This window comes from Pseudomonas sp. ef1 (assembly GCF_007293365.2).
GTDB classification, from domain to species: domain Bacteria; phylum Pseudomonadota; class Gammaproteobacteria; order Pseudomonadales; family Pseudomonadaceae; genus Aquipseudomonas; species Aquipseudomonas siliginis.
The window spans coordinates 4,840,168-4,854,402 of record NZ_CM129815.1 but is presented as its reverse complement, the minus strand read 5'-3'; the positions used below and the strand labels follow the sequence as shown (position 1 = coordinate 4,854,402).

Here is a 14,235-nt window from a genome sequence, read left to right as displayed (position 1 = left end):
CACGAACCCTTAGAAAAATTTGGGACAACCCATGATTCGACCGCAACTGCCGCTTAACGCTCTGCGCGCGTTTGAAGCTTCGGCACGCCACCTGAGCTTCACCCGCGCCGCCGTCGAACTGTGCGTAACGCAGGCAGCGGTCAGCCATCAGGTCAAAAGCCTGGAAGCGCAGCTCAACCTGACCCTTTTCAAACGCCTGCCCCGTGGGCTGATGCTGACCAGTGAAGGCGAGACTTTGCTACCGGTGCTCACTAGCTCATTCGACCACATTGCGCAGATGCTCGAGCGTCTGGCCGGTGGGCAGTATCGCGACATGTTGACGGTCGGCGCAGTGGGCACCTTTGCCGTGGGCTGGCTGTTGCCGAGGCTGGCGGACTTTCGGGCGAAATATCCGCTGATAGATTTACGCCTGTCGACCCACAACAACCGGGTCGATGTGGCGGCGGAAGGGCTGGATTACGCGATTCGGTTCGGCGCTGGCGCCTGGCATGGCATCGAGGCGACACGCTTGCTCGATGCGCCGTTGTCGGTGTTATGCGTGCCGGAGATTGCCCGGCAACTGCACGCGCCGGCGGACCTGTTGCAGCAGACCTTGCTGCGTTCCTATCGCACTGATGAATGGCCGCAGTGGTTTCAGGCGGCGGGCCTGGCGACCCAGGCTGCGCCACCGCAAAGCATCGTCTTCGATTCGTCGCTGGCGATGATGGAAGCGGCATTGCAGGGCGGCGGCGTGGCGTTGGCGCCGCCACTGATGTTCGCCCGGCAACTGGCGGCTGATGCGATTTGCCAGCCGTTCGCGATCGAGATCACCACCGGCAGTTACTGGCTGACGCGGTTGCAGTCGCGAGCGGAAACGGTGGCGATGAAAGCGTTCAGAACCTGGTTGCTGCAAATCTCAAGCTGAAAACCGATTTGTAGGAGCTGCCGAAGGCTGCGATCTTTTGATCTTCAAAACAGAATCAAAAGATCGCAGCCTTCGGCAGCTCCTACTCCCACAATTGAAATCAGCGGCGCCTGCTGGATTACCGCACCAGACACGGCCGCTTGTTATCGAATTTCCACCCCGGAATCAGGAACTGCATCGCCACGCTGTCATCCCGCGCGCCGAGGCCCATGCCTTTGTACAGTTCGTGAGCCTTGGCCACTTGATCCAGATCCAGCTCCACGCCCAGTCCCGGTTTCTGCGGCACTTGCACGCAGCCGTCGACAATCTGCAGCGGTGCCTTGGTCAGGCGCTGGCCGTCCTGCCAGATCCAATGGGTGTCGATGGCCGTGATGTCGCCCGGTGCCGCAGCGGCGACGTGGGTAAACATCGCCAGAGAGATATCGAAGTGGTTGTTGGAATGCGAACCCCAGGTCAGGCCCCATTCGTGGCACATCTGCGCGACGCGCACCGAACCCTGCATGGTCCAGAAATGCGGGTCGGCCAGCGGGATGTCCACTGACTGCAACTGAATCGCGTGACCCATTTCGCGCCAGTCGGTGGCGATCATGTTGGTCGCGGTTTTCAGCCCGGTGGCGCGGCGGAATTCAGCCATGACTTCGCGACCGGAATAACCGTTTTCCGCACCGCAAGGGTCTTCGGCGTAGGCGAGTACGTGATGCTGATCGCGGCACAAACGGATCGCTTCTTTCAGCGACCATGCACCGTTCGGGTCGAGGGTAATCCGCGCGTCGGGGAAGCGCTCGGCCAGTGCTGTGACCGCTTCGATTTCGGCATCGCCGCTGAGCACGCCGCCCTTGAGTTTGAAATCCTTGAAGCCGTATTTGGCATGCGCCGCCTCCGCCAGACGCACGACCGCTTCGGCGGTCATGGCTTTCTCGTGGCGCACGCGGAACCAGTCGTTGTCGGCGTCCGGTTCGCTGCGGTAGGCGAGATCGGTTTCGTGCTGATCGCCAACGTAAAACAGATAACCGAGCATTTTCACTTCGTCGCGTTGCTGACCTTCACCGAGCAGTGCCGCCACCGGCACGTCCAGATGTTGGCCGAGCAGGTCGAGGAGGGCGGCTTCCAGGCCGGTGACCGCGTGAATGGTGATACGCAGGTCGAATGTCTGCAGACCACGGCCGCCGGCATCGCGGTCGGCGAAGGTCTGGCGCACTTGGTTGAGGATCTTCTGGTAGGTGCCGATCGGGCTGCCGACCACCAGATTGCGCGCGTCTTCCAGTGTCTGGCGAATGCGCTCGCCACCGGGCACTTCGCCGACGCCGGTATGGCCGGCGTTGTCCTTGAGGATGACGATGTTGCGGGTGAAAAACGGCCCGTGGGCGCCGCTCAGGTTGAGCAGCATGCCGTCGTGACCGGCCACCGGAATCACTTGCATGTCGGTGATGATCGGAGCTTTGGCGGTGTCGTGAACAGTCATTATTGTTTTCCTTGTCGAGACGAAGTCAGGCGTGTTTCGGCGCGGCGTCGGCCACGGCTTTTTCAGCAGCGGGTTTCGGCGTGGTGCGCGCAGCGAAGACGATGATTGCGGCGATGATCGAGGTCGCGGCCAGACCATAGAGGCCGCCCTGAATCGAGCCGGTGTGTTGCTCCAGCAGGCCAAAAGTGGTCGGTGCGACGAAGCCGCCGAGGTTGCCGACCGAGTTAATCAGCGCGATCACTGCCGCCGCGATGCGTGCATCCAGATAAGCCTGGGGGATCGGCCAGAACAGTGACGAGGCGGATTTGAAGCCCAGCGCCGCAAAGCAGATCGCGACGAAGGCGAAGATCGGCCCGCCAGTGGTGGACATGAACATCCCCGCTGCGGCGATCAGCAGGGCAGTGGCGACCCACGCTTGCTGATGTTTCCACTTCGCCGACAGCGAGGCGAAGGCGTACATGCCGACGATCGACAGCAACCATGGAATCGAGTTGAACAGGCCGACCTGCACGTCGCTGAGTTCGCCCATCTTCTTGATGATGCTCGGCAGCCAGAAAGTCGCGGCGTAGATGGTCAGTTGAATGAAGAAGTAGATCAGGCAGAACAGAATGATCTGCCGGTCCTTGAGCAGTTTGCCCAGCGACGGCCGGATCGGCGTCGCCGCTTCGCGGGCCTTTTGCTCGTCGTCGATGGCGCTGACCAGCGCATCCTGTTCGGCGCGGCTCAGCCATTTCGCGTCGTGGGGTTTGGCGTCCAGCCAGAACCAGACAAACACGCACAGGCACACCGAGAACATCCCCTCGATGAAGTACATCCATTGCCAGCCGTGCATGCCCAGCCCATTGATCTGCAGGAGCAAACCGGACAGCGGACCGGAGATCAGCGAGGCCACGGCCGAGCCGCTGAGGAAAATCGCGATCGCCTTGCCGCGCTCAACGCCTGGCAGCCAACGAGTGAAGTAGTAGATCACCCCGGGAAAGAACCCGGCCTCGGCGACACCGAGCAGGAAACGCAGAATATAGAAGTGGGTTTCGTTCTGGATGAACGCCATGCAGGCCGCGACTATGCCCCAGGTGAACATGATGCGGGTCAGCCAGATCCGCGCGCCGACTTTTTGCAGAAGCATGTTGGACGGCACTTCGAACAGCGCGTAGCCGATGAAGAACAGCCCGGCGCCGAAGCCATAGGCGGCAGCACCAATGCCCAGATCGGTTTCCATGTGGGTGCGGACGAAGCCGATGTTCACCCGGTCAATGTAATTGACGATGAACATGATCACGAAGAGCGGCAGGACGTGGCGTTTGACTTTGGAGATGGCTGAGGCGAGCGTCGGGTCGACGCCGTCCTGCATCCCGGAGACGGAGGTTTTCACTGATGTTTCTCCCACTGATTATTTTTATGCGGGTAGGGCTGGGTGCTGCGTTGTTGCTAGACATCATACAACTGTAATTTTTTGTCCTACAAGTGGGGAGGGCGATCAAATTCTTCTGATTGTTCGGTTTTTTATGCGAAAACAGGATTTAAGCTCGTATTTATTGATTGTTGCGCCAGTCGAGCGGAGCGCCTTTTTGAGATGTGAATGGTGATGCGTGATGGCTGGCTATCGAAAATATTCGACGTAATTGAGTGTTGTCATACAAGTAGATGGCCTGTCGACCGCTAAAATCCATCTCAACCGTCATCCCGCAATGCTACGATCGGTAAGCCCTGATCACCGGAACCGACCATGCAAGAAGACCTCGACGCGCCCGCACGCAAACGCACGCATAACCTCGCTCATGACCTGGTGGAAAAGCTCACCCAGAGCATCCTGCTCGGACAACTGTCGCCCGGTGACAAGCTACCGTCGGAGAACTCCATCGTTCAGGAGCACGGCGTCAGCCGCACGGTGGTGCGCGAGGCAATTTCCAAGTTGCAGGCCTCGGGGCTGGTCGAGACGCGCCATGGCATAGGTACTTTCGTCATCGAGCGCGCAGCGGAGCAGGGCCTGCGCCTGAATGTCGACACGGCGCTCGGCGTGCGCAGCATTCTCGAGTTGCGCATGGGCCTGGAGACGCAAGCGGCCGCACTGGCGGCGCAGCGGCGCAGTGAGCAGCAGTTGCAGCAGATGCGTCAGGCGCTGGATGACTATCAACGGCTGCTGGCAAACAATGACAGCTGCGTGGAGGCCGATCGGCGTTTCCATCTGCTGATTGCCGAGGCCACCGGCAACGCTTGTTTCAGCGAGATCATGCAGCACCTGGGCAGTGCGATGATCCCGCGCAATCGCCTGAATGCTGCCGAGCGCGGCGCGGCGGATCTGAGCAAGCTCGGGCACTTGGCCAATCTGGAACACGAGGCGATTCTGAATGCGATCAAGCGTCAGGACGCCGATGCCGCCCGCGCCGCGATGTGGCTGCACCTGACCAACAGTCGTGATCGCTTTATCGCCCAAGGCTGATGCCGCTGGTCTGATCTACCGCACGCCCTCAGCATCCGCGCTTCCAAGTAATACGCCCCGGATAATCCGGGCCAGTATTGTGAGGTGCAGCATGGCTGATGACTCGCTTGTTCCCGGTGGCATGGCGCCCACCGACCAGACCCGCCCCGTATCCGGCACTGACGAGCCGACCCTGAGCGATCACGACGCCCCGCCGGGCATGGAGCCGGGCCGCGACCCATTGAGCGATGCCGACCGCCCGGATGACTGGAAGGATCCGCCGGATGACGACAATGTACCGCCGGCGGACGAGCCGACGCCGTTGTCGGATGATTTGCGCTGAAGTCCGGATGATCCGCTGAGTTCGCCGGCCTCTTGGCGAGCAGGCTCGCTCCCACAGGGAATTTGTGTCATCCAGTGTGGGAGCGAGCCTGCTCGCGAAGACGGCATCGGCTTCACAGCAGACTCAAGCCTTGCTCTCAACTGCCCGAACGACGCCAACCCCACGCTCCAGATTCAATGCCAACACACTGATCAACACCACCATCGCCCCCATCAGTACCATCAACGTCGGCCGTTCACCCAGTCCCCAAGACGCAATTCCCATGGCCGTCGGCGGTATCAGATACAAGGTCATCGTCGCCCGACTCAAGTCCACATGCTTGAGCACGAAACCCCAGGCCAGATACGCCAGTGCGCTGGGAAACACCCCCAACATCAGCACCGCCCACTGCGCTTGCGGCGGCGCCTGCATCACCGCGTCAGCCAGCCCCGGCAGATAAATCAGCAACAGCAACGTCCCCGACCACACCGCGTAGCAGCCCAGGCTGAAACCGTCGTAGCGCCGCGCATGATGCTTTTGCAGGGCGAAATAGATGCTCCAGGAAAGCGCCGCCAACAAAATCAGCAAGCCATGGGCGTCGATAGAGCCCAGGCCCTTGTCGCCGCTGACTACGATCACCACGCCGACAAATCCAAGCAGCACACAGCCCCAACGCCAGGCGCTGACGCGGTCCTTGAACACAAACCGCGCCAGCAGCGTGCTGAATAACGGGCTCGACTGCGCCAGCACGCTGGAAGCCCCGGCACTGATGCCTTGCTGGCCGATGTTCAGGGCGACGTGATGCAGGCTGACGGCGAATAAGCCCAAGGCAAACAGTAACGGCACATCGCGCCACTGCGGCAGGCGAATGCCTTTGAAAATTGCGATCAGCGCCATCAACAGCGACGCCAGCAGAAAACGCAGCAAGGCCAGATGTCCGGGCTCATACCCTTGTAAGCCGATGTGAATGCCAGTGGGCGAATAGCCCCAGCAGGCGATGACAAATGCCATGGACAGGATAATTTTGCAGGTAGAAGTGGAAGTCATGATCGAGGCACCAGGGCAGTGGATGCGCCGAGTATCCGGGCGCCCGAACATTCGCCACAACTGACTTATACTGCGCTGATTGTTCACTCAGAGTGATGATTATGGAGCTGGCGCAAATCCGCATGTTCAAGACTGTGGTCGAGGTCGGCAGCATTGCCCGGGCCGCCGAAAAACTGTTCTGCGTGCCGTCGAACATCACCGCGCGGATCAAAGCGCTGGAGGCCGAATTGGGCGTGGCGCTGTTCTTGCGCGAGGGGCGCGGATTGCGCATCAGCCCGGCGGGACAGACCTTTCTGGTTTATGCGGAAAAGATTCTGGCGCTGACCGTTGAAGCCAAACGCGCGCTAGACCCTGCCGCCGAGCCGTCCGGACCGCTGCGCATCGGCGCCATCGAGTCTTCGGCGACCGGGCGCTTGCCGCGCCTGCTGGCGAAATTCCACAAGCGTTATCCGCAAGTAGCACTGGAACTGACCACCGGCACCTGGAGCCAATTGCTCGACGACACCGTCAACCATCGTCTGGATGGCGCGATCGTGGCGGTAGATGTCGAACGTGCTCAGCTCAAACGCACGCCGATGTATCGCGAGCAATTGTTACTGATCGCCTCGACTTCATTCGGCCCGGTGCGCGACATCGGCGATTTGCAAGACAAAACCGTGTTCATGTGGCCGCCGGGTTGCCCGTACCGCGCGGCACTTGAGCATTGGTTGCTTCGCCAGGGGCAGGCGCTGCCGATTGTCAGTCTGGCCAGTTACGGAGCGATCGTCGGCTGCGTCAGTGCCGGTGCCGGGGTGGCGCTGGTGCCCAGGGGCGTGTTCGAGCAGTACGCCAAAGGCGCGGGCTGCGTGGGTCATGAATTTGCCGAACTGACGGCGATCGAGAATTTGTTTTACTGGCATGAGAATGCCGGCGTGCACCCGGCGCGGGAGGCGTTTGTGGGAATGTTGCGGGAGGAGTTTGCCGAAGCAAGGTTGCGACAGTGATCGTTGTCGGATGATAGGTGCTGAGGTCTGGTGTTCTTTGCTGAGTTCGCCGGCCTCTTCGCGAGCAGGCTCGCTCCCACAATGGATGTATGTACGACACAGCTCCACTGTGGGAGCGAGCCTGCTCGCGAAGACGGCATCGGCTTCGCAGCAAATTACGGCCATGCGGCGAGTGCCAGACAATATCGCCAGTCAACCAACTCGCAAATCCCGCATCAACAACCCAAAGCGCAAATCCACCGCATCCGGAATCGGCAGATACACCGTATGCCCGTCCCCCGGCGCCACTTCGATCGCTTGCCCGCTGACACTCTGCAACTCATGCAGATCAAAATGGAAATTGCCCTTGGGCGTCATCAGTTCCAGATGATCGCCCACGGCAAAACGATTCTTCACTTTCACTTCGGCCAGGCGATCCCGGCGCTCGCCGGTCAGCTCGCCAACGAACTGCTGCCGCTCCGACACCGAACTGCCGTGCTGATAATTCTGATATTCGTCGTGCACATGCCGGCGCAGAAAACCTTCGGTGTAGCCGCGCTGGGCCAGCGATTCCAGATCCAGCATCAGGCTGCGATCAAACTCGCGCCCGGCCACGGCATCATCGATCGCCCGGCGATATACCTGGGTGGTGCGCGCGCAGTAAAAGTGCGATTTAGTCCGGCCTTCGATCTTCAATGAGTGCACGCCCATGCGCGTCAGCCGCTCGACATGCTGCACCGCGCGCAGATCCTTGGCGTTCATGATGTAGGTGCCGTGTTCGTCTTCGAACGCCGGCATCAATTCGTCGGGGCGATTGGCTTCCTGGAGCAGGAAGACTTGATCGGTCGGTGCGCCGAGACCCAGCGTCGGCTCGGGTTCAAAGGTCTGGACGATCTCGCCGAGCTGGTTTTCCGTGGCTTCTTGCGCCGTGTACTTCCAGCGGCAGGCGTTGGTGCAGGTGCCCTGATTGGCATCGCGCTTGTTCATGTAACCGGAAAGCAGGCAGCGCCCGGAATAGGCCATGCACAGCGCGCCGTGCACGAACACTTCCAGCTCCATGCCCGGCACCTGCTCGCGGATTTCGCCGATTTCTTCGAGGGACAGTTCGCGCGACAGAATGATCCGGCTCAGCCCCTGTTGCTGCCAGAACTCGACGCTCGCCCAATTCACCGTGTTGGCCTGCACCGAAAGATGAATCGGCATCAGCGGAAAATGCCGGCGCACCAGCATGATCAGGCCCGGGTCGGACATGATCAGCGCATCCGGGGCCATCTCGATCACTGGCGCCAGATCTTTGAGAAAGGTCTTCAGCTTGGCGTTGTGCGGGGCGATGTTGACCACGACGTAGAAACGCTTGCCCTGCGCCTGCGCCTCACGGATGCCCAGCGCCAGGTTGGCATGATCGAACTCGTTGTTGCGCACCCGCAGGCTGTAGCGCGGCTGGCCAGCGTAGACCGCATCGGCGCCGTAGGCGAAGGCGTAGCGCATGTTTTTCAGGGTGCCGGCGGGGGCGAGAAGCTCGGGGGCGATGAGAGTCTGCATTTGGATGTCGGTCGCAAAAGCCGCGCAGGGTAGGGCAGCTGTTGCGAGGGTTCATTGATCTGGATCTATGCTCCCTGAATAAACATGGCACTCGCGCGCTCGGCGGCTGACTAAGTGGGGCGGGCGTGCGTGACGCCTGACTGACATGGACCGGATATGAACGAAAAGAGTCTGCAATTCAAATCCCTGACAGTGCTGCTGGTGCTGGTCACGGTGGCCTTTATCTGGATTCTGTTGCCGTTCTACGGCGCGGTATTCTGGGCTGTCATCCTCGGCATTCTGTTTGCGCCGGTACAGCGCAGGTTGCAGCAGAAGTTCGGCTGGCAACGCAACGTGACGTCGCTGTGCACCTTGAGCCTGTGCCTGGTGGTCGCGATTCTGCCGGTGATCATCGTCAGCATCCTGCTGGTGCAGGAAGGCGCGACTGTCTACAAGAACATCGAAAGTGGCGAGCTGGACATCGCTGCGTATCTGGCGCAGTTCAAGCACAGCCTGCCGCCTTACTTTCAGCACTTGCTCGACCGCTTTGGCATGGGCGAACTCGACAGCTTGCGCGAGAAGATCGTCAAAGCGGCGATGCAGGGCAGCCAGGCGCTGGCGACTCAGGCGTTCAGTTTCGGTCAGGGCACGTTCGAATTCGTGGTGAGCTTTTTCATCATGCTCTATCTGCTGTTTTTCTTTCTGCGTGACGGCCCCGAGCTGGCGCGCAAGATGCGCACTGCCGTGCCGCTGGAAGAAAACCACAAGCGCCGCCTGCAACTGAAGTTCAACCGCGTGGTGCGCGCGACGGTCAAAGGCAACGTGGTGGTGGCCGTGACCCAAGGCGCGCTGGGCGGGCTGATTTTCTGGTTTCTCGACATTCCCAGCGCGTTGCTCTGGGCGGTACTGATGGCGTTTCTGTCGCTGTTGCCAGCGGTGGGCGCGGGGATTGTCTGGGCGCCGGTGGCGGTGTACTTCCTGCTCAGCGGCATGATCTGGCAGGGCGTGGTGCTGGGCTTGTTCGGCGTATTCGTGATCGGCCTGGTCGACAACGTGCTGCGTCCGATTCTGGTGGGCAAAGATACCAAGATGCCCGATTACCTGATTCTGGTCTCGACCCTCGGCGGCCTCGCGGTATTCGGCCTCAACGGCTTTGTGATCGGGCCGCTGATTGCCGCATTGTTCCTGTCGAGTTGGGCGCTGTTCGTCGAGACCAAGCCCAAGGTGCAACTGCCCTAAGCGTGAAACGTGCTGCTGGCGACCTGTTGCGACAAGGCCTGCGCCGCTGGTAACGAGGTGAGCGGGCCGCTGATCGGCTCGCCATCGCGCACCAGATACCAGCAAGCGAGCAAACCGGATGCACGCAGCGAAGCGGGAACTGCGCTGCCGATGACCGACATGATTTGAACCTGTGCCATGGGAAAACCTCCATCAAACTGATGGGGCTACCTTAGGGATTTGCCGGCGCGACGGACAATCAACGCTTTCGATAGTGGTCATTGATGCCAGTGAGGTCTGGCGTCATTCGACCACTTGATCGAGCATGTGCATGACTTCGCGCTCATTGAGCAGGCCCTTGTGCACGAGGTTTTCGGCGAGCAGGGACAGCAGCTTGGCGCAGCGATGGCCTTCCAGGTGCTTGAGCTCGGTGAGCGCGCTGTACACCTTGCTCGAGGTGCACAGACCGACGATGCGGTGCGGGTTTTGTGTGGGCATACAGTCGTCCTTGTTGTTATCGATCTGTTGTTTACGGACGGATTCAGATTGCGGTTCCGTCATGACAAAGCGGTGACCGTTTGATGAAAAAAATCTCTACGGTCGATTCCATCATGCCGACTTTAGCTGCTCAAACTGTTCTCACAGCGACCTTGGCGAGATTTTTTCAGACGTTGGCCGACCAGTGGTCATAAAAAAGCCCCGCTTGAAAACGGGGCTCTGTGTTGCGCTTACCAGCGTGGACCGCCGTAGTAGCCATGCGGGCCGCCGTAGTAGCCGTGGGGGCGACCGTAATAACCACGAGGCGGGCCGTAATAGACGGGGGCCGGCTGCACGTAGACCGGTTGCTGCACATACACTGGCGCCGGCTGGTAATAGACCGGCGGTGGCGGTTGCTGCACGTAGACCGGTTGCGGCTGTACATAAACCGGCTGCTGCTGCACGTACACCGGCCGATCCTGGTTGATCAGTGCCGAGCCGATGATGGCCGAGCCGACGATCGCGCCAAACACTGCAGGGCCCTGCCAGCCATGGCCACCACCCGCTTCAGCCTGGCCGGTGACGGCAAGTGCGCCAATCAACAAAGCCATGATGGGAAGTTTACGAATCATGATAAGTCCTCGGTTCTTCGACCCGGCGCCGCGGCCTGAATCAGGCCCACAGTTGTCGCGGGGATACAGCTAAGACAGCAAATTTGCGAAATTCAGCACAGCCGCTGGGTAAATTTTGTGTAAGGTCTGTACCGGCTTCTTTACCCGGCTACGCGGCGCCACAAACAAGCCCAGATGATGATTCAGAACCTGATGGGCTGGCCAATCCCGTCCATCCGAAAGTGCGTTTGAAGGAGAAGTTTCATGCAGATGAACCCGAACAAAGACACCCAATTGTGCATGTCCCTGTCGGGGCGGCCGGGGAATTTCGGTCTGCGTTTTCACAACCATTTGTATGAACAGCTGGGCCTGAACTTCTACTACAAGGCGTTCAGCAGCCAGGACCTGACCGGCGCGGTCGGCGGCATCCGGGCACTGGGCATTCGTGGCTGCGGCGTGTCGATGCCGTTCAAGGAAGCCTGCATTGCGCTGGTCGATGAGCTGGATGCGTCGGCGGCGGCGATCCAGTCGATCAACACCATCGTCAACACTGGCGGCCACCTCAAGGCCTACAACACCGATTACATCGCCGTCGCGCAATTGCTGGAAAGCCACGCGGTGCCGAAGGATTCCACCTTCGCCCTGCGCGGCAGCGGCGGCATGGCCAAAGCGGTGGCCAGCGCCCTGCGCGATGGTGGCTACAAGAACGGTTTGATTGTCGCCCGTAACGAGCGGGCCGGGCGCGCCCTGGCGGATTCGCTGGGTTATCGCTGGCAGGCCGATCTGGGTGACGAGCGCCCGCAGATGCTGATCAATGTCACCCCGGTAGGCATGGACGGCGGGCCGGAGGCGGGGCAACTGGCGTTCGAGCCTGAAGTGATCAAAGCGGCTGAGACTGTATTCGACGTGGTGGCGATCCCTTCGGAGACGCCGCTGATCGTGCGGGCGCGGGCCGAGGGCAAGCGAGTGATTACCGGGCTTGAGGTGATTGCGATTCAGGCGCTGGAGCAGTTTGTCCTCTACACCGGGGTGCGGCCGAATGAGGCTCAGTTTGCGGCGGCGGTGGATTTTGCGCGTAGCTGATTGATCTTTTAGTGGCTGGGCTGGCCTATTCGCGAGCAGGCTCGCTCCCACAGGTTGAGCTGGAATGCGATTGAATGTGGGAGCGAGCCTGCTCGCGAAGGCGGCGCTGCGGTTCTGGATCACTATCTATAATCCTCGCCAGCACGCACAGACGTGCCCACCACTAAAACCTTAACTGAGGCCGCCCATGCATCCGCCCATCCTCAACCTCAACGAGGTCGAACTCGAAGCCCTTCCCGAAGCCCTGGCCCCTGAAGGCGACACCGCCGGGCGTTATCAGCAGCGTTTCGCGCGGATCGGCCAGCAACTCGGTGCGCAGAAACTCGGTTACCGTCTGTACGCGCTGCCAGCAGGCATGCGCGGCAGTCCATTCCACAGCCATCGGGTCAATGAGGAGATGTTCTACGTGGTGGCCGGGGAGGGCGAGGTGCGGTTGGGAGGCGAGCGTTTTCCGATCCGCGCCGGTGATGTGATCGCCTGCCCACCCGGCGGACCGGAAAAGGCTCACCAGATCATCAATACCAGCGCGGATGAGCTGCGTTATCTGGCGATCAGCACTCAGCAGCAGCCGGAGATCTGCGAGTATCCGGATTCGAACAAGTATGCGGTGATGGATAATTTCACGGTGGATGCCGAGGGCAAGGCCTCGGGCTTTGTCGCTGTCGCGCGGCAGGTGGATGGGGTGGATTATTGGGATGGGGAGTGACGCGGGCTGCTGAATATCGCGCAGACCCTGTGGGAGCGAGCCTGCTCGCGAAGGCGGCAGGTCATTCGAGGTCGTGGTGACTGACACTACGCTTTCGCGAGCAGGCTCGCTCCCACAGAGGTTCTGTTGTGATTATTCGAGGCGGGCCAGGCGTTCTTCCAGCGCCGCGATGCGGGCCTCGAGTTCTTCGATACGCTCCAGTGAAACGCCAGCGCTCGAGCGCTCCCCAGGATTTTGCCGCGCCGCCAATATCGCCTCGATATCCGCCGGATCGCCCAAGGCGTGGGTGTAGCGATCCTCACGCTGCCCGGCCTGACGCGGAATCAATACCGCCAGACCGCGTGCGATCAGCCGTTCAAGCTGATGAACCACCTGCTCGGCGTCCTCGAACTCGTGCATGCGCCCGCTGCGGGTCAGCAGTTCGTTGACGGTCTGCGGACCGCGCAGAAACATCAAACCCGTCAGAATCACCTGTGCCGGCACCAGCTCCAGCGCCTTGTCGACCTTGTGCTCCCAGCGGTCGGCACGGCTGCCCATCACCAGCCGGGTGAAACCACGACCCTCGAGAGCGCGCAGGCTTTGCCCAACCTGGCCCTGATTGAGGTTCATCACCGGCTCGCGACTGGTTTTCTGATTGCAGGCCAGCACCAGCGCGTTGAGGGTGAGCGGATAGGTTTCCGGGCTGGTGGCCTGTTTTTCGATCAGCGCACCGAGAATGCGGATTTCCGTGGCATTGAGCCGTGGCTGTTCGGAGGTGGATTCTTGTTCGTTGCTCATCGCGCGTTCCCTCTGCAGTCGAAGCCGCCTAGCCTAATCCTTGCCAAACAAAAGGCAAGCCGTGTGCTCATCAAGCATGGCTATAATCGCCACCACGTATTACCCAGCCATCACATGAGACTGCCATGACCATTTCACTGTACGCCGCATCCGTCCCGGTTTTTCAACAAATGCTCAACGCCCTGAGCGATGTGCTGAAAAAGGCCGAAGCCCACGCCAGCGCGAAAAACATCGACCAGAGCGTTTTCCTGCAAGCGCGTCTGTACCCGGACATGTTCCCACTGGTACGTCAGGTGCAGATCGCCGTGGATTTCGCCAAAGGCGTGTCGGCGCGTCTGGCCGAAGTCGAACTGCCGAAGTACGACGACACTGAAACTACCTTTGCCGAACTGCAAGCGCTGATCACCAAGGTTCTGGCCTTCATTGGCGAGATCAAGCCAGAGCAGATCGACGGCAAGGAAGGCATCGAAATCGTGACCCGTCCGGGCACGCCGAAAGAGAAGCGCTTCAGTGGTCAGGCGTATCTGCTGACTTACGGCTTGCCGCAGTTCTTCTTCCACGTCACCACCACCTACGCGCTGCTGCGTCATAACGGCGTTGAAGTGGGCAAGCGCGATTACATGGGCGCGTTCTAAACACCCGGATACGAAAAAGCCCGCCAAGGTTCGCGCCTTGGCGGGCTTTTGTTTTTCTGTGGGAGCGAGCCTGCTCGCGAATGCGGCGTAT

Annotated in this window: 16 protein-coding genes; 8 read left to right on the top strand and 8 right to left on the bottom strand. The window is 60.5% G+C overall.

The features are described 5' to 3' along the window. Nucleotides 1-31 precede the first annotated feature (31 nt). Nucleotides 32-904, top strand: coding sequence for a LysR family transcriptional regulator (locus FEE99_RS21950; protein ID WP_041477184.1), 873 nt, complete (start codon nt 32-34; stop codon nt 902-904). Between the two features lie 118 nt (nt 905-1,022). On the opposite strand, the gene gudD is transcribed toward FEE99_RS21950, so the two are convergent. Both gudD and FEE99_RS21940 read right to left on the bottom strand, forming a co-directional pair. Next, nucleotides 1,023-2,366 (bottom strand): glucarate dehydratase, encoded by a 1,344-nt coding sequence (gene gudD / locus FEE99_RS21945; protein ID WP_041477183.1) that lies wholly within the window; start codon nt 2,364-2,366, stop codon nt 1,023-1,025. A gap of 25 nt (nt 2,367-2,391) precedes the next feature. Further along, nucleotides 2,392-3,738 (bottom strand): MFS transporter, encoded by a 1,347-nt coding sequence (locus FEE99_RS21940; protein WP_041477182.1) that lies wholly within the window; start codon nt 3,736-3,738, stop codon nt 2,392-2,394. 354 nt (nt 3,739-4,092) lie between these two features. On the opposite strand from FEE99_RS21940, the gene FEE99_RS21935 reads away from it, so the two are divergent. Beyond that, nucleotides 4,093-4,806: a FadR/GntR family transcriptional regulator gene (locus tag FEE99_RS21935; RefSeq protein WP_041477180.1), complete on the top strand. Its 714-nt coding sequence runs from the start codon at nt 4,093-4,095 to the stop codon at nt 4,804-4,806. Nucleotides 4,807-4,897: 91 nt separating this feature from the next. After that, nucleotides 4,898-5,128 (top strand): hypothetical protein, encoded by a 231-nt coding sequence (locus FEE99_RS21930; protein ID WP_041477178.1) that lies wholly within the window; start codon nt 4,898-4,900, stop codon nt 5,126-5,128. 123 nt (nt 5,129-5,251) lie between these two features. Here FEE99_RS21930 and FEE99_RS21925 read toward each other — a convergent pair whose 3' ends face one another. Next, nucleotides 5,252-6,154, bottom strand: coding sequence for a DMT family transporter (locus tag FEE99_RS21925; protein WP_237143781.1), 903 nt, complete (start codon nt 6,152-6,154; stop codon nt 5,252-5,254). 101 nt (nt 6,155-6,255) lie between these two features. On the opposite strand from FEE99_RS21925, the gene FEE99_RS21920 reads away from it, so the two are divergent. Beyond that, entirely contained in the window at nt 6,256-7,137 is an 882-nt protein-coding gene (locus FEE99_RS21920) for a LysR family transcriptional regulator (RefSeq protein WP_041477175.1), read from the top strand. 192 nt (nt 7,138-7,329) lie between these two features. Here FEE99_RS21920 and trhP read toward each other — a convergent pair whose 3' ends face one another. After that, complete coding sequence (gene trhP / locus FEE99_RS21915) at nt 7,330-8,658, bottom strand: prephenate-dependent tRNA uridine(34) hydroxylase TrhP (RefSeq protein WP_041477174.1); 1,329 nt, start codon at nt 8,656-8,658, stop codon at nt 7,330-7,332. A gap of 156 nt (nt 8,659-8,814) precedes the next feature. Between trhP and FEE99_RS21910 the strand changes: the two genes are divergently transcribed. Then, on the top strand, nt 8,815-9,876 hold the full coding sequence (locus FEE99_RS21910; protein WP_041477173.1) for an AI-2E family transporter: 1,062 nt from the start codon (nt 8,815-8,817) through the stop codon (nt 9,874-9,876). Here the strand turns inward: FEE99_RS21910 and FEE99_RS21905 are convergent. The 3 genes from FEE99_RS21905 to FEE99_RS21895 form a co-directional block, all read right to left on the bottom strand. Beyond that, nucleotides 9,873-10,055 carry a hypothetical protein gene (locus FEE99_RS21905; protein ID WP_041477171.1) on the bottom strand — a complete coding sequence of 61 codons (183 nt, stop codon included), beginning with the start codon at nt 10,053-10,055 and terminating at the stop codon, nt 9,873-9,875. The two genes, FEE99_RS21910 and FEE99_RS21905, sit on opposite strands and share 4 nt — an antisense overlap. Nucleotides 10,056-10,158: 103 nt before the next feature. After that, nucleotides 10,159-10,353: a hypothetical protein gene (locus tag FEE99_RS21900; RefSeq protein WP_016770691.1), complete on the bottom strand. Its 195-nt coding sequence runs from the start codon at nt 10,351-10,353 to the stop codon at nt 10,159-10,161. Between the two features lie 230 nt (nt 10,354-10,583). Further along, nucleotides 10,584-10,964 carry a hypothetical protein gene (locus tag FEE99_RS21895; RefSeq protein ID WP_024013471.1) on the bottom strand — a complete coding sequence of 127 codons (381 nt, stop codon included), beginning with the start codon at nt 10,962-10,964 and terminating at the stop codon, nt 10,584-10,586. A gap of 243 nt (nt 10,965-11,207) precedes the next feature. Here FEE99_RS21895 and FEE99_RS21890 point away from each other — a divergent pair, with 243 nt between their 5' ends. Both FEE99_RS21890 and FEE99_RS21885 read left to right on the top strand, forming a co-directional pair. Further along, the gene (locus FEE99_RS21890; RefSeq protein ID WP_041477169.1) at nt 11,208-12,026 is read left to right on the top strand and encodes a shikimate 5-dehydrogenase; all 819 of its coding nucleotides are present in this window, start codon (nt 11,208-11,210) and stop codon (nt 12,024-12,026) included. Nucleotides 12,027-12,213: 187 nt separating this feature from the next. Continuing rightward, nucleotides 12,214-12,732, top strand: a complete 519-nt coding sequence (locus FEE99_RS21885) for a cupin domain-containing protein (protein ID WP_041477167.1) — start codon at nt 12,214-12,216, stop codon at nt 12,730-12,732. A 132-nt stretch (nt 12,733-12,864) separates the two neighbouring features. Here FEE99_RS21885 and FEE99_RS21880 read toward each other — a convergent pair whose 3' ends face one another. Next, nucleotides 12,865-13,509 carry a YceH family protein gene (locus tag FEE99_RS21880; protein ID WP_041477166.1) on the bottom strand — a complete coding sequence of 215 codons (645 nt, stop codon included), beginning with the start codon at nt 13,507-13,509 and terminating at the stop codon, nt 12,865-12,867. Nucleotides 13,510-13,634: 125 nt separating this feature from the next. Between FEE99_RS21880 and FEE99_RS21875 the strand changes: the two genes are divergently transcribed. Beyond that, the gene (locus FEE99_RS21875; RefSeq protein ID WP_041477165.1) at nt 13,635-14,144 is read left to right on the top strand and encodes a DUF1993 domain-containing protein; all 510 of its coding nucleotides are present in this window, start codon (nt 13,635-13,637) and stop codon (nt 14,142-14,144) included. The last annotated feature ends 91 nt before the right edge of the window (nt 14,145-14,235 follow it).

What these genes read in the sequence shown, in the direction of transcription:
- FEE99_RS21950 (WP_041477184.1), top strand. Translation starts at nt 32, where the DNA reads ATGATTCGACCGCAACTGCCGCTTAACGCTCTGCGCGCGTTTGAAGCT.
- gudD (WP_041477183.1), bottom strand. Translation starts at nt 2,366, where the DNA reads ATGACTGTTCACGACACCGCCAAAGCTCCGATCATCACCGACATGCAA.
- FEE99_RS21935 (WP_041477180.1), top strand. Translation starts at nt 4,093, where the DNA reads ATGCAAGAAGACCTCGACGCGCCCGCACGCAAACGCACGCATAACCTC.
- FEE99_RS21930 (WP_041477178.1), top strand. Translation starts at nt 4,898, where the DNA reads ATGGCTGATGACTCGCTTGTTCCCGGTGGCATGGCGCCCACCGACCAG.
- FEE99_RS21925 (WP_237143781.1), bottom strand. Translation starts at nt 6,154, where the DNA reads ATGACTTCCACTTCTACCTGCAAAATTATCCTGTCCATGGCATTTGTC.
- FEE99_RS21920 (WP_041477175.1), top strand. Translation starts at nt 6,256, where the DNA reads ATGGAGCTGGCGCAAATCCGCATGTTCAAGACTGTGGTCGAGGTCGGC.
- trhP (WP_041477174.1), bottom strand. Translation starts at nt 8,658, where the DNA reads ATGCAGACTCTCATCGCCCCCGAGCTTCTCGCCCCCGCCGGCACCCTG.
- FEE99_RS21910 (WP_041477173.1), top strand. Translation starts at nt 8,815, where the DNA reads ATGAACGAAAAGAGTCTGCAATTCAAATCCCTGACAGTGCTGCTGGTG.
- FEE99_RS21905 (WP_041477171.1), bottom strand. Translation starts at nt 10,055, where the DNA reads ATGGCACAGGTTCAAATCATGTCGGTCATCGGCAGCGCAGTTCCCGCT.
- FEE99_RS21900 (WP_016770691.1), bottom strand. Translation starts at nt 10,353, where the DNA reads ATGCCCACACAAAACCCGCACCGCATCGTCGGTCTGTGCACCTCGAGC.
- FEE99_RS21895 (WP_024013471.1), bottom strand. Translation starts at nt 10,964, where the DNA reads ATGATTCGTAAACTTCCCATCATGGCTTTGTTGATTGGCGCACTTGCC.
- FEE99_RS21890 (WP_041477169.1), top strand. Translation starts at nt 11,208, where the DNA reads ATGCAGATGAACCCGAACAAAGACACCCAATTGTGCATGTCCCTGTCG.
- FEE99_RS21885 (WP_041477167.1), top strand. Translation starts at nt 12,214, where the DNA reads ATGCATCCGCCCATCCTCAACCTCAACGAGGTCGAACTCGAAGCCCTT.
- FEE99_RS21880 (WP_041477166.1), bottom strand. Translation starts at nt 13,509, where the DNA reads ATGAGCAACGAACAAGAATCCACCTCCGAACAGCCACGGCTCAATGCC.
- FEE99_RS21875 (WP_041477165.1), top strand. Translation starts at nt 13,635, where the DNA reads ATGACCATTTCACTGTACGCCGCATCCGTCCCGGTTTTTCAACAAATG.